The 21658-nt window shown below is 60.8% G+C and carries 21 protein-coding genes; 6 read left to right on the top strand and 15 right to left on the bottom strand.

Features of this window, described 5'->3' with window-relative positions; genetic code table 11:
• Positions 1-28 precede the first annotated feature (28 nt).
• The 5 genes from M2360_RS01125 (at position 29) to M2360_RS01105 (ending at position 5735) form a co-directional block, all read left to right on the top strand.
• Positions 29-850, top strand: coding sequence for an alpha/beta hydrolase (locus M2360_RS01125; protein ID WP_280772526.1), 822 nt, complete (start codon positions 29-31; stop codon positions 848-850).
• Positions 851-926: 76 nt separating this feature from the next.
• Positions 927-1724 (top strand): SDR family oxidoreductase, encoded by a 798-nt coding sequence (locus tag M2360_RS01120; RefSeq protein WP_280772525.1) that lies wholly within the window; start codon positions 927-929, stop codon positions 1722-1724.
• A 662-nt stretch (positions 1725-2386) separates the two neighbouring features.
• Positions 2387-2761 carry a response regulator gene (locus M2360_RS01115; protein WP_280772524.1) on the top strand — a complete coding sequence of 125 codons (375 nt, stop codon included), beginning with the start codon at positions 2387-2389 and terminating at the stop codon, positions 2759-2761.
• A 13-nt stretch (positions 2762-2774) separates the two neighbouring features.
• Positions 2775-4856, top strand: a complete 2082-nt coding sequence (locus tag M2360_RS01110) for an ATP-binding protein (RefSeq protein ID WP_280772523.1) — start codon at positions 2775-2777, stop codon at positions 4854-4856.
• Between the two features lie 237 nt (positions 4857-5093).
• Positions 5094-5735, top strand: a complete 642-nt coding sequence (locus tag M2360_RS01105) for a response regulator (protein WP_280772522.1) — start codon at positions 5094-5096, stop codon at positions 5733-5735.
• 58 nt (positions 5736-5793) lie between these two features.
• Here the strand turns inward: M2360_RS01105 and M2360_RS01100 are convergent, their stop codons facing one another.
• The 10 genes from M2360_RS01100 to M2360_RS01055 form a co-directional block, all read right to left on the bottom strand.
• The gene (locus tag M2360_RS01100; protein WP_280772521.1) at positions 5794-6627 is read right to left on the bottom strand and encodes an MBL fold metallo-hydrolase; all 834 of its coding nucleotides are present in this window, start codon (positions 6625-6627) and stop codon (positions 5794-5796) included.
• Between the two features lie 363 nt (positions 6628-6990).
• Complete coding sequence (locus tag M2360_RS01095; RefSeq protein ID WP_280772520.1) at positions 6991-8226, bottom strand: SfnB family sulfur acquisition oxidoreductase; 1236 nt, start codon at positions 8224-8226, stop codon at positions 6991-6993.
• 22 nt (positions 8227-8248) lie between these two features.
• Complete coding sequence (locus tag M2360_RS01090; protein WP_280772519.1) at positions 8249-9022, bottom strand: ABC transporter ATP-binding protein; 774 nt, start codon at positions 9020-9022, stop codon at positions 8249-8251.
• A 151-nt stretch (positions 9023-9173) separates the two neighbouring features.
• Positions 9174-10523: an ABC transporter substrate-binding protein gene (locus M2360_RS01085; RefSeq protein ID WP_280772518.1), complete on the bottom strand. Its 1350-nt coding sequence runs from the start codon at positions 10521-10523 to the stop codon at positions 9174-9176.
• Positions 10524-10610: 87 nt separating this feature from the next.
• Positions 10611-11651, bottom strand: coding sequence for a branched-chain amino acid ABC transporter permease (locus M2360_RS01080; RefSeq protein ID WP_280772517.1), 1041 nt, complete (start codon positions 11649-11651; stop codon positions 10611-10613).
• Between the two features lie 2 nt (positions 11652-11653).
• Positions 11654-12550 (bottom strand): branched-chain amino acid ABC transporter permease, encoded by an 897-nt coding sequence (locus M2360_RS01075; protein WP_280772516.1) that lies wholly within the window; start codon positions 12548-12550, stop codon positions 11654-11656.
• Complete coding sequence (locus M2360_RS01070) at positions 12550-13464, bottom strand: ABC transporter ATP-binding protein (RefSeq protein ID WP_280772515.1); 915 nt, start codon at positions 13462-13464, stop codon at positions 12550-12552. Before M2360_RS01070 ends, M2360_RS01075 begins: the two co-directional genes overlap by 1 nt.
• Positions 13465-13561: 97 nt before the next feature.
• Positions 13562-14671, bottom strand: a complete 1110-nt coding sequence (sfnG, locus tag M2360_RS01065) for a dimethylsulfone monooxygenase SfnG (protein ID WP_280772514.1) — start codon at positions 14669-14671, stop codon at positions 13562-13564.
• 32 nt (positions 14672-14703) lie between these two features.
• Entirely contained in the window at positions 14704-15285 is a 582-nt protein-coding gene (locus M2360_RS01060) for an NAD(P)H-dependent oxidoreductase (RefSeq protein WP_280773055.1), read from the bottom strand.
• Between the two features lie 112 nt (positions 15286-15397).
• The gene (locus tag M2360_RS01055; protein ID WP_280772513.1) at positions 15398-16831 is read right to left on the bottom strand and encodes an FAD/NAD(P)-binding protein; all 1434 of its coding nucleotides are present in this window, start codon (positions 16829-16831) and stop codon (positions 15398-15400) included.
• Between the two features lie 111 nt (positions 16832-16942).
• Between M2360_RS01055 and M2360_RS01050 the strand changes: the two genes are divergently transcribed.
• A complete protein-coding gene (locus tag M2360_RS01050; RefSeq protein ID WP_280772512.1) occupies positions 16943-17473 on the top strand; it encodes a flavin reductase family protein in 531 nt (176 codons plus the stop codon).
• 139 nt (positions 17474-17612) lie between these two features.
• Here the strand turns inward: M2360_RS01050 and M2360_RS01045 are convergent, their stop codons facing one another.
• The 5 genes from M2360_RS01045 to M2360_RS01025 all read right to left on the bottom strand — a co-directional run bounded on the left by M2360_RS01045 (position 17613) and on the right by M2360_RS01025 (position 21654).
• Positions 17613-17795 carry a hypothetical protein gene (locus M2360_RS01045; RefSeq protein ID WP_280772511.1) on the bottom strand — a complete coding sequence of 61 codons (183 nt, stop codon included), beginning with the start codon at positions 17793-17795 and terminating at the stop codon, positions 17613-17615.
• Between the two features lie 12 nt (positions 17796-17807).
• On the bottom strand, positions 17808-18599 hold the full coding sequence (locus M2360_RS01040; protein ID WP_280772510.1) for an ATP-binding cassette domain-containing protein: 792 nt from the start codon (positions 18597-18599) through the stop codon (positions 17808-17810).
• A 10-nt stretch (positions 18600-18609) separates the two neighbouring features.
• Positions 18610-19443, bottom strand: a complete 834-nt coding sequence (locus tag M2360_RS01035) for an ABC transporter permease subunit (RefSeq protein WP_280772509.1) — start codon at positions 19441-19443, stop codon at positions 18610-18612.
• A gap of 63 nt (positions 19444-19506) precedes the next feature.
• Positions 19507-20673: an FMNH2-dependent alkanesulfonate monooxygenase gene (gene ssuD / locus M2360_RS01030; protein WP_280772508.1), complete on the bottom strand. Its 1167-nt coding sequence runs from the start codon at positions 20671-20673 to the stop codon at positions 19507-19509.
• Positions 20674-20697: 24 nt separating this feature from the next.
• Entirely contained in the window at positions 20698-21654 is a 957-nt protein-coding gene (locus M2360_RS01025) for an aliphatic sulfonate ABC transporter substrate-binding protein (protein ID WP_280772507.1), read from the bottom strand.
• Positions 21655-21658: the final 4 nt, after the last annotated feature.

Here is a 21658-nt window from a genome sequence, read left to right as displayed (position 1 = left end):
AAAGACAAGTTTTATAAGGAGCATTGCAATGACGAAAACGATCGCGCTTATCCATGGGGCCTGGCTCAACGCCAAGAGCTGGGAGGGTTTCAAAGCCCACTATGAATCCAAAGGTTACACTGTTTATACGCCGAATTGGCCCTATGACGAAGGCGAGCCCGCCGATTTGCGCGCCAACCCGCACCCTATGCTCAAGACAGTCGGCGTGAAGGGGATTGTCGATCATCTCGAGGCTGAAATCCGCAAATTGCCGGAGCAACCCATCCTGATTGGCCATTCGGCAGGGGGAGTCTTCACCCAGATTTTGCTGGATCGCGGACTTGGTGTCGCCGGCGTCGCCATCAATCCCGCGCCGACGACGGGTGTCCGGCTCGGCATTCATTCGATCGTCTCCGCGTTCCCCGTCCTGGGTTCCTGGGGCAGTTGGAAGCGCATCATGCATATGTCGCCCAATTTCTTCGCCAAGCGGTTCGCGAACGGGCTCCGCGAGCATGAGGTCGACGCCTACTACAGCCGCTATATCGTGCCGACGGCGGGCAAAGTCTACTGGGACGGCATCCTGACATCTGCCGGAAAGATCCGCTGGGACAATCCCGCCCGCGCTCCGTTGCTGCTCATCGGCGGCGGCCTCGACCTCATCGCAGACGCGAGCATGACCAGGGCGATCTACGACAAGCAGAGGCGCGCGCCATCGCAGACGGCGTTGAAGATTTTCGAGGGTCGCTCGCATTTCACCTGTATCGAAGCGGGTTGGGAAGAGGTGGCCGACTTCGCGCTCGACTGGGCGGTGCGCCATCCGCGCTCCGGCATGCCCGGGGCCGGCGGGATTGCAATCGGCACTGCCGCTTGACGCATAAGGCGCGCGCCCGGGAAACCCCGGCGCCTTTCGCCTCGACAGCTTATTCAGCCATCACAAGGAGATCATCATGACCCAATCTATCGCTATCGTCACCGGAGCATCCTCCGGCATCGGTTCAGTATACGCCGACCGGCTGGCCGCCCGAGGCTACGACCTCATCATGGTCGCCAGGGATTTTGAAAGGCTTCGCACCGCAGCCAATCGCCTGACCGAAAAATATGCGATCGCCACCACGCCGCTACCGCTCGATCTGAGCAAGCGAAGCGATCTCGATCTGCTGCTCGCGCGCATCCGGGATGACGAGAATATCGGGCTTCTCGTCAACAGCGCCGGGGTTGGGCCAAGCGGTAATGTTCTGGACTCCAGCGAGGAGAGTCTCGCCAGCATGGTCCATCTCAACGTCGATGTTCTGCATGCCCTCACCGTTGCCGCCGCAAAGACATTCGCCGCCAAGGGCGCAGGAGCGATCATCAACATCGCGTCGGTCGTGGCGCTGATGCCTGAACGCTTCAACGGAAGCTATTCCGCCGGAAAAGCGTTCGTGTTGTCGCTCACACAGGCGCTCGATGTCGAACTTCGGCCCAAGGGCGTCCAAATTCAGGCGGTATTGCCCGGCTTCACCAGGACGGAGATTTTCGAACGCGCGGGCGTCGACAGTTCCGTCATTCCCGCAGGAATGATGATGGACGCGGGGCAGATGGTCGATGCCGCGCTCGCCGGGTTCGACGCAGGCGAACTCGTCACGATACCGTCGCTCGGCAACCAGGGCCTCTGGAAGGCGCTTGACGATGCCCGCCACGAGTTGGGACCGCATCTTTCCCTCGACCGCCCTGCGGCGCGATATCTGGGTTCGGTCACGCATTAAACCCCAGGTCTTCGGTGTTTCGAACGGCCAAATCGCCTGCGCCGCCACGCGCGACGGGTACCTCCGGAACTTTCCGCACCTCCAGCGGAACGCTCCTGGTCGTTGATGGAACATGAAAACCACGTCGAGCCGACACAAAGAGAATGGAGATGGTCGACAGACTGATCCTCTGAAGGTCGCGGGGATGACCGGTGAATTTCGATCGAAATGCGAGTCTGAGGCGGTGGTGAGAGGTCGCGCCATGCGTAAATTTACAGGCGCGACCCCATGAGCGGTTGGTTTTGGTTCCTCAGGCTTGCGCCGGGTCTAGAGCGTGTTTCAGCTTATCAGCCTCATTCTGTTGGTCCAAACCGGGATGATCCGCGAGGAGAAGGGCGCAGGTCGTAGCTAATGCTACGGCCAAGCCCTCCGACGATGCGGGCGCCCGGTTTCGACCAACCCTTCGGGCCGGATGAATTTCGGCCACTATCTTCGGCTTTTGGCTCCGCCGTACATCTGGGTACGCCCTCGCCAAAAGCCTTGATCCTGACCGAAATTGATCCGGCAGAATGAGGCGGATAAGCTGAAACACGCTCTAGGTGTCCATACGAATACACCATCGTATAATATTGCGGAGATGGCCGCATCGCTTATGCTCGCGCCTTTACGCCGGCAGATAGGATATGGTCATGACTGAAATCTCTATTGCCGTCGTTGATGACGACAAGTCGCTGCGGCGCGCCCTTGTCAGCCTGCTGCAGGCATCGGACTATGCGGCGACGGGCTTCGAAAATGCCGAAGCTTTTCTCGCATCCGCCGAAGCGGACACCACGGATTGCCTGATCACTGACATCAATATGTCGGGAATGAACGGTATTGAGCTTAAGCGTGTTATTGTTAAGCGGCGGGGCTCGCTGCCCGTTATCATCATGACCGCGCTGCAGGAGACGGCCACGCTTGACGACGCCCTTGCGTCCGGTCCGATCTGTCTTCTGTCCAAACCCTTTGAGGGCGAGCAATTGCTTGAGTGTCTCGGCAGGGTGTTTTCTCAGCATTGACGGAGGAGTGGCGATGTCGATCGACCCATTGGTTCCCGCCATCGCGCAGCCAACGAGGATCAGAGTTCTTGCATCGGCGTTGGATACGGTCCCCGATCCGATGATCGTGTTCGACATGGAAGGGGCGACACTGTTTGCAAATAAGTCCGCCATCGCCCTTTATGGCCATGCGATGAATGGAGTGGAAGGCGAGCGCGTCGACAATCTGCTTGCGACACGGCACCCACATGGTTTGAGCACGATCAAACGGCTTCTTCTCGCGGCGGGCGCATGGTCGGGCGAGCTTTATCGGCGTTCGGCCGCAGGAGTCGAATTGAAGGTCGGCGTCGACTGGACGCTACATTATGGCGATGATGGCATGCCTTGCTTCGTCGTCGAACGAAGCTGCGACCTTGCCCGTAACGAGGAGATCGCCGAGCAAGTTCGCATTGCGTCGCACCGTTATGAGAATATCTTCCAAGCCATGGCGGCGTCGTTTTGGGAGCTCGATTTCTCGGGAGTCCGGCGAATGTTCGGCGAACTCATGCAAAGCGGCGTGACGGATTTCGCGCATCATTTGCACCATGACGACGCCTTCATAGAGACGGCGCTGCGCAACACCATCGTCCTGGACGTCAATGAGAAGACTGTGGAGATGTTCGGCGCTGAGAGCCGGGAGGCGATGATCGGCGGCAATGTGGAGGCAGTCTGGCCCAGGCAGAGCCGGGGCTTGTTCGCGGACGCACTGCTCTATGCGATACGGCGTGAGCCGCGACTGTCTGCCGAAACGATCCTGACGCGGTTGGACGGAACGCCCTTCAACGCGCTGTTCACGGTGTGCTGGCCGCCGGGGCATGAGGGCAAGGGATCAGTGCTGGTGGGCGTCATCGACATTTCTGATCGGAAGCGCTCGGAGGCGGAACTTGTCGCGAGTGAAACCCGCTATCGGGAACTGTTTCAGGCGATGAGCATGGGCCTTCTCCATCTGGATACGCGACGGCTCTGGCAGATATTCAACCGCCTGAAGCAGGAAGGTGTCGTCGACCTCCGGGCGCATCTCGAGATCAACCCGCATCTGATACAAGAGGCCATGGAGGCGACCGTGATCGCCGAAGTGAATACTGCAGCTGTGGCGCTCTACGGCGCGGCGTCGGCAAGCGATCTCGTTGGCAGGACCGTCAAGGGTCTTTGGTCGCCAAAGGGAATGAGAACGTTCATTCGCGCCGTAGAATGCGGATACAACTTTCTGCCAGGATTCGAGGAGGAGACGGAGCAGCTTCGTCTGGACGGGACGCCCGTCGCCGTTCACCTGTCGTTCAATCCCAGCCCAACGCTGAGGGCGCAGGGACGCCTGCTTGTGGGGCTTATCGACATCAGCGAACGTGTCGCGGCCGAATCCGCATTGGCAGAACTCAAGAAGTCGTTCGCTCATCATACGAGGCTTGCGCTTCTGGGCGAGATGACGGCTTCGATCTCACATGAGATCAATCAGCCTTTGAGCGCGATCATGACATATGGCGCGGCCGGGCGGCGCATGCTCGAACGCCCTGCATTCGACAAGGACAAGCTCGTTGTCATCCAGGACAATATCATTGCCGATGCGCGCCGCGCGGCCGACGTCATCGCGCGGACCCGGAGCATGGCGACTGGAAAACAAGCTGACAAAGCCATCGTGACGGTGGCGTCGCTGGTCGAGGCCTCGCTGAGATTTGTCGAACACGAACTCAAGGCAAACTCCGTCAGACTTGAGACGGCATTTGCGGATGCGAACGCAGCCACCCCGATCGATCCGGTGCAGCTTCAACAGGTTATCGTCAATCTGGTCGTCAACGCCATACAGGAAATGCAGAAAGTTCCGCATGCGCGACGCGTCTTGACCATGCGGACGCAGGCCGTGGGAGATCATGTCGCGATTGAGGTCGAAGATCGCGGCTTCGGTATTCCGGCGGAACATCAAGCTCGTCTGTTCGACACCTTCTTCACCACCAAGACGACAGGTCTCGGCATGGGGCTCGCTATCTGCAAGCAGATCGTCGAGGCGCATGGCGGCAAGTTGACCACCGAAAATACCGGGTCGGGAGCCCTTTTCAGGGTCACGTTGCCCGGCGCCATTTGAGGTTGGACACAGAAGTGGCGGCGGGCTTTCATGATCGCAGGGCGCTTCTCGCGTCTGCCTTGAAAAAATGCGCTGCTGGAGGGGCACACAGACCTGGGGTTTTGGGATGACGGACCGGCGCTTGTTTTGAAAATATAGTTTTATAACTTTTAATTCGCCTCACTGTCGAACATGTGGAATATTGTCATTCATCAAGACTTGCCCCGAGGCGGGCGTCGGATCAAATGAGGTGCGGCAATGTCTGCGAATGCATCTACCGTATATGTGATCGATGACGACGCGTCCCTGTCCCAGGCACTGTCTTTTTTGTTCGAATCCATCGGTATTGGCTGCCGCGCATATGCGAACGTCGAGGATTTCCTGGCCGCCGACATCGGTTCCGAACCCGCTTGCCTTCTATTGGACGTGCGACTCCCGGGTATCAACGGTCTCGATTTCCAGTCCAAACTCGGCGAATACGGGATCGAACTCCCGGTGGTCATGATGACTGGTCACGCCGACATTCCCATGTCGGTCAAGGCGATGAAGGCCGGAGCTGTCGACTTCCTCCCAAAGCCGTTCCGTGAGCAGGAGTTGCTCGACGCCGTCTGCGTTGCAATCGACAGGGATCGGGCCGGCCGACACAAGACGTCCGGTATGTCGAAGGTGGTGGAGGCGTTCCAGGCGATGTCCTTGCGCGAACAACAGGTCATGACGATGGTGACGTCTGGCCTTCTCAACAAGCAAGTCGCCGGCCAACTGGGCCTAAGCGAGATCACTGTCAAGATTCATCGTGGTTCCGCAATGCGCAAGATGGGCGCAAATTCGCTGCCGGACCTGATGCGCATGGCGGAGATCGTAAGGGGTACGGAACTTGCGGAAAAAAAGGCGATCGCCTGAAGCCCCGCGCCGACTAAATACGTCGAATGGATGCTGCTGTTGAAAGCCTCTAACAATATCAAGGCGCTGCACTGCGCATGGCCGCGAGTTGAACGCCGTCATGCGAGGCGAATATGCTCACGTCCGAACCGTGGTCGCGCTTCAGTTCTCTCAGCCTTTCCAGATTGTCGAGACGAGCGTTCCGATTGGTGCTCATGATCGCCTGATAGAGTTCAATTCCGGCAGGGCAGTTCGGGCGTGTCGGGTCCAACTGCCCAACATGCATGAAGCTGTCTCCGGCGTTCAAGAGCCAGCGATCCGCTGACCGGATCGCGACCCCTGCATGACCAACCGTGTGGCCCGGCAGTGGAGCCATCAATATCTCCGGAGGCAGTCCGTCGAGATCGCGAACCGACTGCAGCCCGAACCATGTTTCCCCGCCAGTTTCATACATGCGCCATTGTTTGACATCTTTCCACATGGCAGGCCTGTAGCGCTGCCGAGCGATAAACCCTCGGGCATTCTCCGCCGCCTGCCGCTCGCCTGACATGACATGAACGGTCGCATCCGGGAAATCCGCGAGTCCGCCCGCATGGTCGAAATCCAGATGCGTGAGCACGATATGGCGCACATCTCGCGCCGAGAAGCCCATGGCCTTGATCTGGTGGATAGCGGTGTCTTGCTCCCGAAGGCGCGTATTCAGGATGAGCGGCCAAATGAACGGCAGCCTTCGGCCAGTGTTGCGCCTCACATCCTTCAATCCATATCCCGTATCGACCAGCACCAAGCAATCCGGCGTCTCGACCAGCAGGCAATGGGTGCAAATATGCGCCAAGGGACCATTGCTCGTTCCATCGAACATGAAGCCGCCGACGGGGCAATGGGAGCCGCAGTTGAGGTGATGGATTCGCAAGACGGCTTCCTCGGTGGTTGTCGGAATGGGTATGCGAAGTCGATGATACGGATGTCGGCAGATCAATTATGAGTACATAGAGCGCCAACCGTGTGGGTCGATTTTGGCCGATGCAAGCAGAACAGACCGCCTTCCCGCAGGGATTGATCGGCAGCATCCTGCAATGCGGTCTCGCTGTCGATCGAAAAAATGCGTGTCGCAATATCTCGGCTTGGCTCCCTACGCTGTGTCTCTTTTTTTCCAAAAATGAGGATGAGTTAGAAATGAAAAATCGGTCAGGGAAGATTTTTTGATTGGTCTTTGAATAGAGAGCGCCGGGCGCTGCCACCCGGCGACCTAAATTCGTCCGCAGACAAACGGATGTCAGCTCCAGGCGTGCAGCGGCGGCTTTTCGCCGTTGAGGAAATACTTGCCCAGGATCGAATATTTCCAGCGCACCGGATCATGCAGCGTATGCGTCCGGGCATTGCGCCAATGGCGGTCGAGAGCATGTTCGGCCAGCGTGGAACGCGTGCCGGCAAGCTCGAACAGCTTGTTGGTCGCCTCGATGGCGATCTCGGTGGAGAGGATCTTGGCTTCCGCCGTGACGATCTGGGCTTCCGCCACCGTCTCCGCATTGGGATTGGCGATCGCGCGGTCCACCGCATGGCCAGCCTTTTCAAGCAGCGCCTGCGCCGCATGCAGCCGGAGCGTCAGGCTGCCCACAGCCTGGATCGTATAGGGATCGTCGGACGCCCGCTCGAGGCCCGAATCCACCCAGGCGCGCGACTTGGTGCGGACAAAATCCACCGTCTCCTTGATGGCCGCCTGAGCGATGCCGGTGTCCACCGCGACCTGGATGATCTGGAAGATCGCGCCGTCGGCGGTCGGCGTCTCGTAGCCCTTGTAGCCGGGCACGAGCCAGGCCTTATCGACCTTGACATTGTCGAGGATCACCGTCCCCGACAGCGTCGTGCGCTGGCCAAAGCTTGACCAGTCATCGATGACAGTGAGGCCGGGCGCATCGCGATCGGCAATGGCGTACCAGGCGCGACCCTGATCATCGAGCGCGACGATCGGCACCTTATGGGCGAGAAGCGCGCCGGAGGAATAGAACTTCTTGCCGGTGACGACGACATGGTCGCCGTGGTCGGTGAACCGGGTTTCGAAATCCACCGCGCGCTTGGAGCCGAATTCCGAGAAGGCGTTGCCGAGGCGCAGGCCCTTGAGCACTTCGCCGAAGATCAGCGCCTGTTGCGCCTTGTCGGAAACCGTGCGGATAGCGGCGACCACGCCGAGATGGTTCTGCGACACCTGGCCGATCGAGGAATCGGCTTCGGCGATGATCTCCACCACCTTGGCCAAAGTGGCGTAGGAGACGTCGGGGCCGCCGAATTCACGCGGCACATTGATCGACCAGAGGCCGCTTTGCGAAAAAGCGTCGAGTTCGGCTGTCGGCCAGATGCGCTCGCGGTCGCGCTCGGCTGCGCCCTTGGCGAAGTCCGCCGCCAGTCTGTGGGCGATTTCGATGGCTTCCGCGTCGCTCTTGATGATGTGCGCCGGCGCAGTCGGCCTGGCGACGCCGGGCACGCCGGCAGGGGTTTTCGCGATCACGTTCATGATGTCCTCCTTGGGGATGGGTTTAGGCTGCGGGTCTGGTGAATTCGGCGCCTTCGCCGAGGTAGAAAGCCTTGATGTCGTCGCGGCCGCGAAGCTCTGCGGCCGGGCCTGTCAGCACCGAGGTTCCGTTCTCGATCACCACAGCCGTGTCGGCGTAAGTGAGCGCGACTGTGGAATTTTGCTCCGCCACCAAGATGGTGAGGCCCTGATCGCGGTTGAGCTGCTTCAGCGATTGAAAAATGTCGCGGATAATCATCGGCGCGAGGCCCATGGAGGGCTCGTCCAGCACCAGAAGCCGGGGACGCGACATCAGCGCCCGGCCAATGGCTGTCATCTGCTGTTCGCCGCCGGAGGTGAGGCCGGCTGCCGTGCGACGCCGCTCCTTCAATCGTGGGAAGGCGAGGTAGATCTTTTCGAGATCCTCGGCGATCTCCCCGCGGCTGCCGCTGCGGCCCAGTCCGCCCGAAATCAGGTTTTCTTCGACGGTCAGGCTCTTGAAGCAGTGGCGACCTTCGAGCACCTGCACGAGGCCGTCGCGCACGAGATTGGCGGGGCTGCGCGATTGCACCGGCCGCCCCTCAAACAGGATCGATCCGGAGGTTATCTGGCCGCGTTCGGCGGGCAGGAGATTGGACACAGCCTTGAGCGTCGTGGTCTTGCCTGCGCTGTTGGAGCCGAGAATGGCGAGGATTTCGCCTGATCGCACCGAGAAGGATACGCCGTTGAGCGCCTGGATCGTCTGGCTATAGACGGCGTGCACGGACCGGACGTCGAGTAGGATCTGCTGGGTGCTCATGGCAAGCTCTTCCTGTGGCGCGTTTCGAAAGGGGAGGCGGCATGCGGAGGCGCGGTGTGTGGGTGACGAGCCCCCGCATGCCCAGACCCTTGCGGGCCGTTCCGACCATCCGGCGCGATGCGCCGGATGCAGTGATGGCAGATGTCGATGATCAGTTGGTGCCGGCGGTCACGGCGTCAGCGTCAGCAGCGGTGCGCAGCGTGATGCCCTTTTCCTTGGCATAGGCTTCAGCGGACTTTTCGATGATCGGGCGCAGCAGCTTCCAGTCAGGGGCGATCCAATCGGAGACGACGTTCCACGTCTTGCCGTCCCACTGCTGGAACGTCACATAGCCTTCGCCTTCGTGGTTATCCCAGCTGACATTGATCGAATGGAAAAGGTCCTTGGCACCGAGCGCTTCAACCTTGGCCTGATCGAGCTTGAGATGTTCAAAGCCCCAGCGGACTTCATCGCCGGTCAGCGTGCGCTTACCGAACTTCGCTTGCGCAATGCGGATCGCCTCGACATTGAGAATGCCGTTGACGATGCCGAGATTGTGATAGACCGAGCCAATGCGCTTCTTGTCTTCGAGATTGCCCTTGCCCTGGTCATAGAGCGTTTTGACGATTTCCTTGACGACCGGATACTGGTTGCCCGAGGCCTGTGTGGTGATCGCGGTATAGCCGATGGCGGCGTCGCCGGCGGGGATCACATCTTCTTCCGAGTTGGACCAGACATTGCCGACGATCTTGGTTGCGGGGAAGCCGACCTTCTGGGCGGTCTTGAGCGCCACCGGGTTCATCACGCCCCAGCCGCGCAGCACGACGAAATCAGGCTTGGCGCGGCGGATTGTCAGCCACTGGCTCTGCTGTTCGTTGCCCGGATGCGGCACTTCGATCTGCTGCACGGTGAAGCCGTATTTCTCGGCCAGCAGGTCATAGATCGGGATGGTTTCCTTGCCATAGGGTGAGCCGTGATAGAGCACGACGATCTTCTTGCCCTTGAGCTTGTCGAGGCCGCCTTCCTTGGTGGCGATGTAGTTCACGATGCCCGAGGTCTCGGAATAGGGGTTCAGCAGCAGCGGGAAGACGTAAGGGAAGACCCGGCCATCGGTGGAATCGGTGCGGCCGTGATTGATGGTGATCAGCGGCGTCTTGTCGCTAGAGATGCGGTCGATCATGGCGTAGGCGATGCCGACAGAGAGCGGGTTCCATGCGGCGGCGCCGGCATGGCTCTTCTGGCGCTCATAGCATTCCACGCCGCGCTCGACTTCGTATTGGGTTTCGCATTCATCCCAGGTGAATTTCACGCCGCCCACGCCGCCGTCGCGGGTGTTGATCAGGTTCAGATAGTCGATGAAGCCGCCGAAAAAGCCGGTGCCGCCAGCCGCATAGGGGCCAACGCGATAACTCTGCAGCGGGAAATACTGCTCATCAGCATGGGCGGCCGGGGAAAGTCCGGCAGAGATGGTCAGCGCCAGCGCGGCGACCGCAGCCAGCAGGCCCTTCTTGATAGTGATCATTGGATAAACTCCCTTTGTTGACCGGTCTTGCGGACCGTTCCGGTTAAAGATTTGAAAGAAGAAGGCGCGGCTGGCTTTGTGTCTGGCTCAGCCAGGCAGTCTCGACCTCAGGCGGTCGGTCAGGCGGCGCGCAAGCGCAGCCAGTCCATCCGGCTCAAGGATCAGGAAGGCGATGATCAGCGCGCCGAGCACGATGCGCTGGCTCATGTCGAGGACGCCGGAGTCGAACAGATCGCCCAGGAAGAACTGGCCGATGCGCGACAATGCGACAGGAAACACCACGATCAGCGCCGCGCCCAAGAACGCGCCCCGGATGGTGGCGAGCCCGCCGATGATGATGATGAACAGGATCTGGAACGAGCGATCGAGATTGAAGCCGGCCGGCTCCACCGTGCGCAGATAGGCGAAGGCCCAGAGCACGCCGGCGACACCGATGATGAAGGACGACAAAGCGAACGCCAGAAGCTTCGTCTTGAGCACGGGCACGCCGATGAATTTTGCCGCCGTCTCATTGTCGCGGATGGCGATGAAATTGCGGCCGGTCTGCGAGGTCGCGACGCGCCAGGCGAACAAGGTCAAAGCGGTGACGACGATCAGCGAAAAATAATAGCGGCCGATCGAGGAGAAGAAATTCACGCCGGCAATCGTGAGGTTCGGCGCGTCGATGACTCCGGACGGATTGTCGTTGGAGAACCAGCCGAACTTGGTCAGCGCCCATTGCACGAAGAACTGGGCGGCGAGCGTGGAGACGGCGAGGTAGAAGCAGCGCAGCCTCAGACTCGGTAGGCCGAAGACAATGCCGATGGCTGCCGACGACAGGCCTGCGCCGATAATGCTGAACACCAGCGGCAAGCCTTCGATGCGCAGGTTGAAATTAAACGCCGCGAAGGCGCCGACCGCCATGAAGGCGGCGCTGCCGAGCGACGCCTGGCCGGCATAGCCGGTCAGCAGGTTCAGCCCGACGCCGGCGAGCGACAGCGCCAGGAACGGCATCAGGATCGCCTCGATCAGATAGCTGGAGCCGAAGAGTGGGATGACGCCATAGGCGATGATCAGCACGGCAGGCAGAGCAAGCGCGTCCGAGAGATTGCGGCGCGGCGCGACAGGAGCATAGGTCACAGCCGTCATGGTCAGACCCTTTCCACGAGTTTCTGGCCAAACAGGCCGGAGGGGCGGATGAGCAGGAAGGCGAGCGCCAGCAAATAGGCGAACCAGCCTTCGATGCCGCCGCCGAAATATTCGCCGATATAGACTTCGGCGAGTTTTTCCGACGCCCCGATGATCAGGCCGCCGACGATCGCGCCGGCAATAGAGTCGAAACCTCCGAGCACCAGCACCGGCAGCGCCTTGAGCACCACGAGCGACAGCGAGAACTGCACGCCGGACCGCGCGCCCCAGAGCAGGCCCGCGACCAGCGCCACCAGGCCCGATGTCGCCCAAACGGTGGCCCAGATGCGCGGCAGGCGCAGTCCAACCGCAAGAGCGGCGAACTGATCGTCTGCGACAGCGCGGAAGCTCAGGCCGACGCGGGTATAGCGGAAGAAGAGTATGAGACCCGTAACCATGGCTGCGGCGACGCCCGACGCGAAGAGGTCGAATTTGGAGATGAACACGCCGTAGAATTCGAAAGGGATATCCTCGATGCCGAGATCCAGCCCATGCACCTGCGTGCCCCAGAGCAATTGCGCCGCGCCTTCGATCACATAAGAAAGCCCGAGCGTGGCCATGAACAGGGTGATCGGCGGCTTGTTGACGAGCGGCCGGAGCACGGTCCGCTCAATCGCAATGCCGATCAGCACCATGGCGAGGAAGGTGACGATCAAAGCAAGCGCGAAGGGCAGGCCGCGCTCGACCAGGGAAACGAAGGTCAGGGCGGCAAACAAGAGCAACGAGCCCTGGGCGAAATTGAGAACGCCGGAGGTCTTGTAGATCAGCACGAAGCCGATCGCGACCAGCGAATACATGACGCCCGAGAGCAGCCCGCCTGTCAGCACCTCGATGAAGAACAGATAATCGAAGCTTTCCATCAGATTCCTGCTCCTTCATCATTGTCTCTGGCCACACCGAGATAGGCGTCGATCACAGCCTGGTCTTTGCGCACTTCGTCCGGCGTGCCGTCGGCGATCTTGCGGCCGTAATCGAGCACGGCGATCCGGTCGGACAGGCCCATGACGACGCCGATATCGTGTTCGATGAGGATGATGGTCGTGCCGTAGAGCGCACGCGCCGAGCGGATGAAATCCGCCATTTCCTGCTTTTCCGTGGCTGTCATGCCGGCCATAGGTTCATCAAGCAGCAGGAGGCGCGGATTGGGCGCAAGCGCGCGGGCAAGCTCCACCCGTTTCTGCAGACCATAGGGCAGCGAGGCGGCAGGACGATTTGCGACCCGATCGAGATGAAGAAAGCCGATGATCGCGCTAGCGCGCTCGCGCGCCTCCCTTTCTTCCCACCGCGCCTTCGGCAAACCGAAGGCTTGGCTGAGAAAGCCGCCGCGACGGGAAAAGGCGAGACCGGTCATGACGTTTTCGGTGACGGTCAGTCCCTTGAACAAAGCGAGATTCTGGAAGGTGCGGGCAAGGCCGAGCTTGGCGGCGTTCTGGGCAGGCGCCTTGGCGAAGCTCTTGCCGTCAATCCAGATTCGACCGGAATTGGGCTGGTAGAGACCGCTGATGACGTTGACCAGCGAGCTTTTGCCGGCGCCGTTCGGGCCGATAATGGCGCGGATCTCCCCGGCTCGGACAGCGAGGTCGACATCGGTCAGCGCGCTGACGCCCCCGAAGGAGAGATTGATCTTCTCCAAGCAAAGAATTGGCCGCTCCTGCAGCGCCCGTGGAGCCGCCTCAACCGCCGTTTTTGTGGCCGTGAATGCGTCCTCGCCTGGATGGCTCCGGAAGGCGGTTGCGCTTTCGAGCGCTGAAAGTGTGTAATTCGCGTCCAACATCCAACCCCCGTGATCACGCCGTGTCGCAAGGCGCGGCTTTCCGTTCGGTGCCCCGCATTGCGGGACGCCGTTCGCGCATTTCGATGATGGCGTCGTCTTATTCGGCGGCCTGAAGGCTCGCCTCTTCCTGGGCTTCCAGTTCCCGCACCAGCGGAATGACCTTCTTGCCGAAGAACTCGACCTCTTCCTGGAAATGCAGGAAACCCATCAGGATCAGGTCGGCGCCCGCGCGCTTGTGTTCGATGATGCGTTCGGCCACCTGCTCGGGCGTGCCGATCAGGTTGGAGCGGAAGCCGTCATTGTATTGCACGAGATCCTGGAATGTGGATTTCGCCCAATTGCCTTCGCGTTCGGGAGAGGCGTTGCCGGCGTTCTGGACTTCATGCTTGAAGCCGTTGACTGCATCGGGGATCGCCTTGTCGATGATCTCCTTGAGGACTTCCTGCGCCTCGGCCTCGGTGTCGCGGACGATGCCGAAGGCGTTCATGCCGATCTTCGTGCGCCAGGTCTTGCCGAAGGTCTTTTCCTTGGCCCTGATGTCGTCCACCTGGGCCTTCAGGCCATCCGGCGTGTTGCCATTGGTGAAATACCAGTCCGACACGCGCGCCGCCATGTCGCGGGCTGCCCGGCTGGAGCCGCCCTGGAACACCTGGGGAATGCCGCCTTCGGGCTTCGGCTTCATCGAATAATCATTGAAACGGTAGAAATCGCCACGGAAGTTAAGGCTTTCCTCGGTCCAGATGCCGCGAGTGGCGCGGATGAATTCTTCCGAACGGCGATAGCGCTCATCGTGATCCAGCCAGGGCTCGCCGATAGCGTTGAATTCGCCCCGGAACCAGCCGGAGACGATGTTGACGTCGACGCGACCATTGGTGAGGTGGCTGATCGTGGAAATCTGTTTGGCCAGCAAGGCCGGATGCCAGGGACCAGGCAGAACAGCGGCGATAACGCGCAGCTTTTCGGTCGCCGCTAGCAACGCATGGCTGAAGGACACCGATTCATGCTGGTTATCGGCGCCATAGCCTGCCGTAAACCGGATCTGGCTCAGCGCGTAGTCGAAACCGTTCTGCTCGGCGATCTGGGCGAGCTTGCGGTTATAGTCAATGCCCCAATGGGTGCGCTGCTCGATTGTGCTGATGACCAGGCCGCCCGACACATTGGGCACCCAATAGGCGAATTTCAAAGGTTCTGACTTGGCGTTCGACATGATGTTCTCCCTTTCAGTCGAAAAATTGCGGCTCAGGCGGTCCGCCTGGCGAAGGTCGGTTCTGACAGTTTGCGGCGAAGGCTTGCTGCCGGTTTGGTCAGCGCGGTGCGCAGCTCGGCGCCCGCCTCGGCGATCCGCTCGCGCAAGGCGTCGTTGGCGACCGCGAAGTCGACAAAATCACTTTCGACGGCGTAGACGGTGGTTGGCAGCGGCAGCGCCTTGAAGAAGGCCATCAGGGGACGGAGCTGCTGGTCCGGCATCAGGCCGTGCAACGCCCTGCCGCCCGTGGCGGCCAGAATGACCGGGACGCCGGTCAAGGCGCGATAATCAACAAGATCAAAGAGATGCTTGAGCGCTCCGGTATAGGAGGCGCGATAGACAGGCGAGGAGACGATCAATGCATCGGCGCGCTCGATCGCCTCGATGATTTCCAATCCCTCATCGTCCAACTGTTCGGCGCGCAAGGCCCGAAACAGAACGGGAGCCGCTTCGACCAGACTGATATGCCGTGTTTCGGCGACAAGATCACGTCGCGCTTCGTCGAGAAGGGCTGATGTCAAAGCCGCCGTGCGCGACGGCGCCTTGACGTTTCCCGATAGTCCCACAATCCTGATCATAGCGATCTCCTTATCGTCATTATCTATAGAATTACTAGATTATATGATCAATAGATGGATCTTCCATTTTTTTGTCGTCGATTAAAAAGCTGTTCCGCTAAATCACCGCTCAGGCAGCAGTTTCAGTACGCGCAATCGCGTGCGGGGCAACATCGCTCTTCACCTCGAAGGCAACGTCACGCGCGTGAAGGGTAACTTGGGGCAGCCCCATCAACTCCCCGAAAGCACCCCGCGCCAAGGGACCGGCCACGAAGAGACCGGGCTGGACCTCGCCATTGGCGCCGATCAACCGGGAGCGCTGATCGCAATCCAGCCCGAGGCCGACTGGATCAAGCCGGATATGACCGGCCCCCGCCAATCCGTCCAGATAGGGTTGACTTGACAGAACAGAACCGTGGGCCGGCCCGGTCGCGACGACCACAGCATCGATATCCCGCAAAACCGTCCCTTTTCGCCGAGATAGACGCATCGCCACACGTATTTTGTCGCCGAAATAGGAAACTGCGCTCACCGAAGCGGCAAGACTTTCCATTTGGCCTGCTCCTATCGCGGCATCGATGGCGTTTTCCACCTGCGGAGCGATGCGAAAGCGGTGGACATCCCAGAACGGCCGCAAATGTCGGACGATCCGGCGCCGCTCCGCAATCGGGAGATTTCGCCAGATCGCCTGGCCCTGGGCGCGTACGGCATCAAGAACCGCATGCCAACTGACATCGAACAGCGCCGCCTGTTTGATCGTCTCTCGAATTCTCCGCGTCAAAAGCCGCGCGGATTTGATGGGGCGACTGATGAAATCACCATGCGGTTCCTGCGTTCCGAAAGCATGTCCACGAGAGCGAAGCCCACGGCGCGATATCGCCGTGATATGGCCTGTATGGCCTCGCGCCAAAAGAGAGGCGGCGATATCAGCGCCTGTCAGCCCATTGCCGACAATCAGCACATCATTGCCCGGCCGAATCGTTGCAAGCGCATTGGCCGCAGTCGGATCGGCCACGAAGCGAGGGTGACCTTCGAGCAGAGCCGCGAGCGTCCTGGGAGCGGCAGGCGATGGATGGCTGGTGGCGATCACCACACTATCGGCCAGGAGAGTGGTTCCGTCCGATCGACGGATACGCCAGCAAGACGCGTCGCGCTCGATAGCGACCACCTCGCATCGCGCATGTTGAATCCGCCCATCAAGGATCATCGGCTTCAGACGCGCAGCGACATAGGCTCCGAAATCGGCGCGCCGGGGAAATATGCGTCCGTCCGGTAGTTGCGCCTCCGGGTCTGTCTGTTCGACAGAGCGTTCTGCCAGCCACGCCATGAAGTCGCCGCCGTCGTCAGCGTCGAGACTCATTCTTTCTGCGGGCACATTGATGCGATGCGTCGGGTCCGACGTGTCATAGGCAAGACCTGCGCCGAGGTTCTTGCGCGGCTCATGCACGACGATCTGAACCTCATGATTGGGGATTGCGCGCGTCAAATTCCAGGCGACGGCAGAGCCCGTAAAGCCGCCGCCAATGATTGCCACGACGGGACGGGAGTTTTTCAGCAGCGTCATGATGATCTCCTATTTTCATAAAACATATATTCTATAAAATTAGTTGACAATAGCCGTATGTGAATTAGGTTTGCCGTGATCGCCTCGCGGCGCAAAAGAACGGAGCTTTTCATGACGATCGCCCAACTTACAGCACAACCCCTCGACAATCTGGCTTGCCTCGATCCGGAAGCCGCCAATGTTAAACGCGCATTGCGTCAGCTGGCCGGCGGCGTCTGTGTGATCGCGGCGGGTCGCGGCGATGATCGGACCGGAGCGACCGTGACCTCCGCGACGGGACTGTCGATGGATCCGCCGACCATGATCGTCAATATCAACCGCAATTCGTCCACCTGGCCGGTCATTGCTCGCCACGGTCACTTCTCGGTCAATGTGCTCGGCGAAGACCAGCAGGCGATCGCCGACCGGTTCGCCGGCGTCGGCGGCGTCAAAGGCCCCGCGCGTTACGACGGCGCCGCCTGGACAACGCTGGTCAGCGGCGCCCCGGTCCTCACCACCGCATTGTCGGCCGTGGACTGCGAAGTGGAAGAGGTGATCGAGCGCCACAGCCACGCCATCATCATCGGCCGGGCCGTCGCTGTTCTCGTGGGCGATGGTCGTTCACTGGTCTATCAGAATGGCGTCTACGCTCGGCTGGCCTGAGCAGACAGGCTTGTCAGCTTCAGGGCCGCGAAATCTCGGTTTCGCGGCCCTTTTTGCGTGTCCATGAAAAAACCCCGGAACCCAAGGGGAACCGGGGGGCGCCAACGGGGCGGAAATCGGCAGGAGATTGCAATTCCGGTCAGAAACGCCGGTGGATATGCAGGAAGGAAGATGGCGGCATTTCGACATCCATCGGCATGGGATCGGCGTCCCGGCGGCCTGGTTCGACCGGCGGTTCCGGCTGCGGGTCGGGCAAGGTCTTCACGAACCTTGCCTGTTTCGGAAAAAAGAACCCGAGGGTAAATCCGTTCATCATGATCATGCCCGTTCTCCTTCAGTTGCGTCCGAGAATGGCGGCCAGAAGTTCGCTTTCGATTTCGGCAAGGTCGCGGGAGCCATGTCCGCGCGGATGCGGATGGGGAACCCTGACATCTTTCTTGATGCGTCCTTCTTCGAGCACAATGACGCGATCGGCGAGATAGACCGCCTCGGCGACATCATGCGTGACCAGGACCGCAGTGAACCCCTGTTCCCGCCAGACGCGGCCCAGCAATTGCTGCATGGAGATGCGGGTCAGCGCGTCGAGCGCGCCCAGCGGCTCGTCCAACGTCAGAAAGCCGGGATGGCTGACCAGCGCCCGGGCCAGCGCCACGCGCTGCCGCTGGCCGCCCGACAGCCGCGATGGCCAGTCGCCGGCCTTCTCCGAAAGCTGAACAGCCTTCAGGGCCTGCAGCGCCTGAAGATCGCTGCCCTCGGAACCGCTGTTTGCGCCAAGTCCCACCACCACATTTTCCAGCACGGTGCGCCAGGGCAAAAGCCTCGGCTCCTGGAAGACGATGCGCGCGTTGGGCTCAATCGCGCGTCCGCTTTGGTCCACGAAATCAATGTGGCCGCCGGTTTGTTCTTCAAGACCCATCAGAATGCGCAGAAGCGTGCTCTTTCCGCAACCGCTCTTGCCGATGATCGCGACAAAGGATCCTGGCTCTATCTCCAGGTCGATTCCACGCAGCACGCGGTTGGCGCCGAAGGATTTTTCCACGCCGGTCAGTCGCAGTCCCGCCGCCGGCGAAGCTTGGAATGAATGCGGTGTGTCGGAGATGCGAATGCTGGAATGTAGGGCGACCATGTCCGCCTCCTTATCGTTGATAGACAGGGTTCCAGGAAAGAACCGTCCGTTCGAGATAGCGTACGGCGATATCGGCGAGTTTGCCGAGCAGCGCGTAAATAACGAGGGCGAGCACGACGATATCCGTCATCATGAACTCCCGCGCCTCATTGGCCATGTGGCCGATCCCAGAGGACGCGGCGATGGTTTCAGACACGATCAACGTCAGCCACATGATGCCGAGCGCATAGCGCAGGCCCACGAAAATTGATGGCAGGGCGCCGGGAAAGATCACGTTCCGGAACAAGGTGAAGCCGCGCATGCCGTAGACGCGGCCCATTTCGATCAGGTCGCGGTCGACATTGCGCACGCCGTGATAGGTGTTGAGATAAACGGGAAACAGCACGCCGAGCGAGGTGAGGAACAGCTTGGACTCTTCGCCGATGCCGAACCAGAGGATCACCAGCGGGATCATGGCGAGGTGGGGAATGGTCCGGAGCATCTGCAACGTCGTGTCGGTCAGTTGCGCGGAAAGCTTGGACACGCCATTCAGGATGCCGAGAAGAAAACCGATCGACCCGCCGACAAGCAGGCCGGCAAAGGCGCGGGCGGCGCTGACGGCGATGTCATGCGGCAGATCGCCTGAAAGCGTGGTCGTCCAGAAGGCTTTCAACACGTCGAACGGAGACGGCATGATCCGGGTTGAGATTACCCCGGTCAAAGACAGGATCTGCCAGAGCGCCACCACAGTGACAGGCAGAAGGTACGGCAGAAAAGCCGACAGGCCGGATAGATCGTACAGGGGCTTTGGCGACGCCTTGGCCGCTGCGCCGCGCGGGGAGGTCAGGGTTTCTGTCAAGGCCATTCACGCTCTCCTTTTCGTCACAGGGGAAGGGCGCAAGACCGCGTCTCGCGCCCGCCATCGGATTTAGGAACCGGAAACGAGCCGGATATTGCCGCCATGGCCGCCGCCGCCGAACACCTGCGTCTGACCGAAGGAGGTCTTCAGGCGATGATGCGGCAAGCCAATGCCAAGCTCGGGGAACAGCAGTTCCGACACCCGATAGGCCTCCTCGAGATGCGGATAGCCGGAGGCGATCACCGTATCGATGCCGAGATCCTGATACTCACGCAGGCGAGCGGCCACCGTTTGCGGGGAACCGACCAGCGCGGTGCCGGCTCCCGAGCGTACAAGGCCGATGCCGGCCCAGAGATTGGGCGAGACTTCCAGCTTGTCGCGGCGACCGCCATGCAGCTCCCACATCCGGGTCTGGCCGACGGAATCGGACTGTTTGGTGAAACGCTCGCGCGCTTCGTTGATCGCGTCTTCCGGCAGGCGCGAAATCAGCCGATCGGCCGCCGCCCAGGCTTCTTCATCCGTTTCGCGGACGATGAAATGCAGGCGAATGCCGAAGCTGACCTTGCGGCCATGTTTGGCGGCTGCCTTGCGGACGCGCTCGATCTTCTCGCCCACCTGAGCCGGAGTCTCGCCCCAGGTCAGATATTTGTCGGTGTGTTCGGCCGAAAAGCCGATCGCAGCATCCGAAGAGCCGCCGAAATAGAGCGGTGGACGCGGATCCTGGATCGGCGGGAAGCCGAGCTGGGCGTCATGCGCCTTGATATATTTGCCGTCCAGCGTCGAGCGGCCAGTGGCCAGCAACTCGTTGAACACCTGGAAGAATTCGACGGCGTGATCATAGCGCTCGTCATGCGGCAGGAAAATGCCGTCGCCGGCCAGTTCCTGGGCGCTGCCCCCCACCACGATATTGAGCAGCAGACGGCCGTTGGACACGCGATCCAGCGTCGACGCGAGGCGGGCGTAATAGGCCGGCGACGCGACGCCGGGGCGGATCGCGACGAGGAATTTCAGCCGCTCCGTGACCGGTGCGAGAGCGGCCGCCACAATGAAGGATTCTTCGCAGGCGACGCCAGTGGGGATCAGCACGCCCGTATAGCCAAGCCGGTCGGCGGCCACCGCGATCTCCTTGAGATAGGCGGGGTCTGCAGGCCGAGCCAGATCATTGGAACCCAGATAGGCGCCATCGCCAGAGGTCGGAATGAACCAGAGGAAGTCGAGTGGTTTTTGGGAGGACATGAGCTATCTCCTTTAGGGAATGGGTCAGCTGGCTTTCGGGCGCCAGACGATGTCGCTGATGGTCAGTTTTCGCGGCAGAACGCCGATGTCGTGGAATTCATCGGCGAGCGCCTGCTGATAGGTCTCCGCCTGTTTGGGCAGCAGATAGACCTTGCCGAGATCGAAGCCGGGGCGGGTGAGCACCTTGCGGGTGACAGGCTCAGGCACGCCGGTGATGGCGGAAAGCGCGGGAACGGTTCTGTCGATATCCGCCTGTGCGGCGACGCCGACCTTTTTCAGCTCGTCGATGATCTCGCGCACAATGTCCGGATGGCTTTCGGTAAAGCCCCTGTTGCCGAGAAAAAAGCTCCAGCTTTCGGCGATGCCTTCGGCTGTCGTCAGTACGCGGGCCTGCGGATCTTCTTCGGCGACCGCGAAATAGGGATCCCAGATCGCCCAGGCGTCTATCGCGCCGGTCTTGAAGGCCGCCGCCGCATCCGGTGGCGGAAGGTCGACCGGCGTCACGTCGTCGGTGGTTAGCCCGCCTTTGCGCAGGGCTTTGACGGCGACGTTATGCGCCGAAGACCCACGTTTGAAGGCCAGCTTTCGCCCTCTGAGGTCGGCAAGGCTTCTGATGGAGCTGTCCTGATGGACGAGGATTGCCGAACCGGAGGCCGCGCCCTGATAGGCGCCCACATAGAGGAGATTGCCCCCTGCGGCCTGGGCGAAGAGCGGCGGCACGTCGCCGGTCGGCCCGAAATCCAGCGCATCGGCGCCGAGCGCTTCAAGAAGCGGCGGGCCAGACGAGAATTCGGACCAGGCAATGTCGACGCCTTTGCCCGCCAGACGCGTTTCGAGAGCGCCGTGCGCCTTGGCGAGGGCCAGCACGCCATTTTTCTGCCAACCCAACCGGATCTTCAGCGCCGGGGCCGCCATGAGCACGCCCGGCAATGGAAGAGTTGCGGCTGCTGCTATCGAAATGAAGTCTCTGCGCCGGATCATGGCG

This window comes from Rhizobium sp. SG_E_25_P2 (genome assembly GCF_029892285.1).
Lineage (GTDB): Bacteria > Pseudomonadota > Alphaproteobacteria > Rhizobiales > Rhizobiaceae > Rhizobium_E.
The sequence above is the reverse complement of the archived record's forward strand: the minus strand, read 5'-3'. Positions and strand labels throughout refer to the sequence as shown.

Excerpts from the sequence above, each read along its gene's own strand:
- M2360_RS01050 (WP_280772512.1), top strand. The coding sequence starts at position 16,943 with ATGACGATCGCCCAACTTACAGCACAACCCCTCGACAATCTGGCTTGC.
- ssuD (WP_280772508.1), bottom strand. The coding sequence starts at position 20,673 with ATGTCCTCCCAAAAACCACTCGACTTCCTCTGGTTCATTCCGACCTCT.
- M2360_RS01055 (WP_280772513.1), bottom strand. The coding sequence starts at position 16,831 with ATGACGCTGCTGAAAAACTCCCGTCCCGTCGTGGCAATCATTGGCGGC.
- M2360_RS01045 (WP_280772511.1), bottom strand. The coding sequence starts at position 17,795 with ATGATCATGATGAACGGATTTACCCTCGGGTTCTTTTTTCCGAAACAG.
- M2360_RS01105 (WP_280772522.1), top strand. The coding sequence starts at position 5,094 with ATGTCTGCGAATGCATCTACCGTATATGTGATCGATGACGACGCGTCC.
- M2360_RS01110 (WP_280772523.1), top strand. The coding sequence starts at position 2,775 with ATGTCGATCGACCCATTGGTTCCCGCCATCGCGCAGCCAACGAGGATC.
- M2360_RS01120 (WP_280772525.1), top strand. The coding sequence starts at position 927 with ATGACCCAATCTATCGCTATCGTCACCGGAGCATCCTCCGGCATCGGT.
- M2360_RS01075 (WP_280772516.1), bottom strand. The coding sequence starts at position 12,550 with ATGGAAAGCTTCGATTATCTGTTCTTCATCGAGGTGCTGACAGGCGGG.
- M2360_RS01125 (WP_280772526.1), top strand. The coding sequence starts at position 29 with ATGACGAAAACGATCGCGCTTATCCATGGGGCCTGGCTCAACGCCAAG.
- M2360_RS01035 (WP_280772509.1), bottom strand. The coding sequence starts at position 19,443 with ATGGCCTTGACAGAAACCCTGACCTCCCCGCGCGGCGCAGCGGCCAAG.
- M2360_RS01085 (WP_280772518.1), bottom strand. The coding sequence starts at position 10,523 with ATGATCACTATCAAGAAGGGCCTGCTGGCTGCGGTCGCCGCGCTGGCG.
- M2360_RS01090 (WP_280772519.1), bottom strand. The coding sequence starts at position 9,022 with ATGAGCACCCAGCAGATCCTACTCGACGTCCGGTCCGTGCACGCCGTC.
- M2360_RS01095 (WP_280772520.1), bottom strand. The coding sequence starts at position 8,226 with ATGAACGTGATCGCGAAAACCCCTGCCGGCGTGCCCGGCGTCGCCAGG.
- M2360_RS01025 (WP_280772507.1), bottom strand. The coding sequence starts at position 21,654 with ATGATCCGGCGCAGAGACTTCATTTCGATAGCAGCAGCCGCAACTCTT.
- M2360_RS01040 (WP_280772510.1), bottom strand. The coding sequence starts at position 18,599 with ATGGTCGCCCTACATTCCAGCATTCGCATCTCCGACACACCGCATTCA.
- M2360_RS01115 (WP_280772524.1), top strand. The coding sequence starts at position 2,387 with ATGGTCATGACTGAAATCTCTATTGCCGTCGTTGATGACGACAAGTCG.
- sfnG (WP_280772514.1), bottom strand. The coding sequence starts at position 14,671 with ATGTCGAACGCCAAGTCAGAACCTTTGAAATTCGCCTATTGGGTGCCC.
- M2360_RS01080 (WP_280772517.1), bottom strand. The coding sequence starts at position 11,651 with ATGACGGCTGTGACCTATGCTCCTGTCGCGCCGCGCCGCAATCTCTCG.
- M2360_RS01070 (WP_280772515.1), bottom strand. The coding sequence starts at position 13,464 with ATGTTGGACGCGAATTACACACTTTCAGCGCTCGAAAGCGCAACCGCC.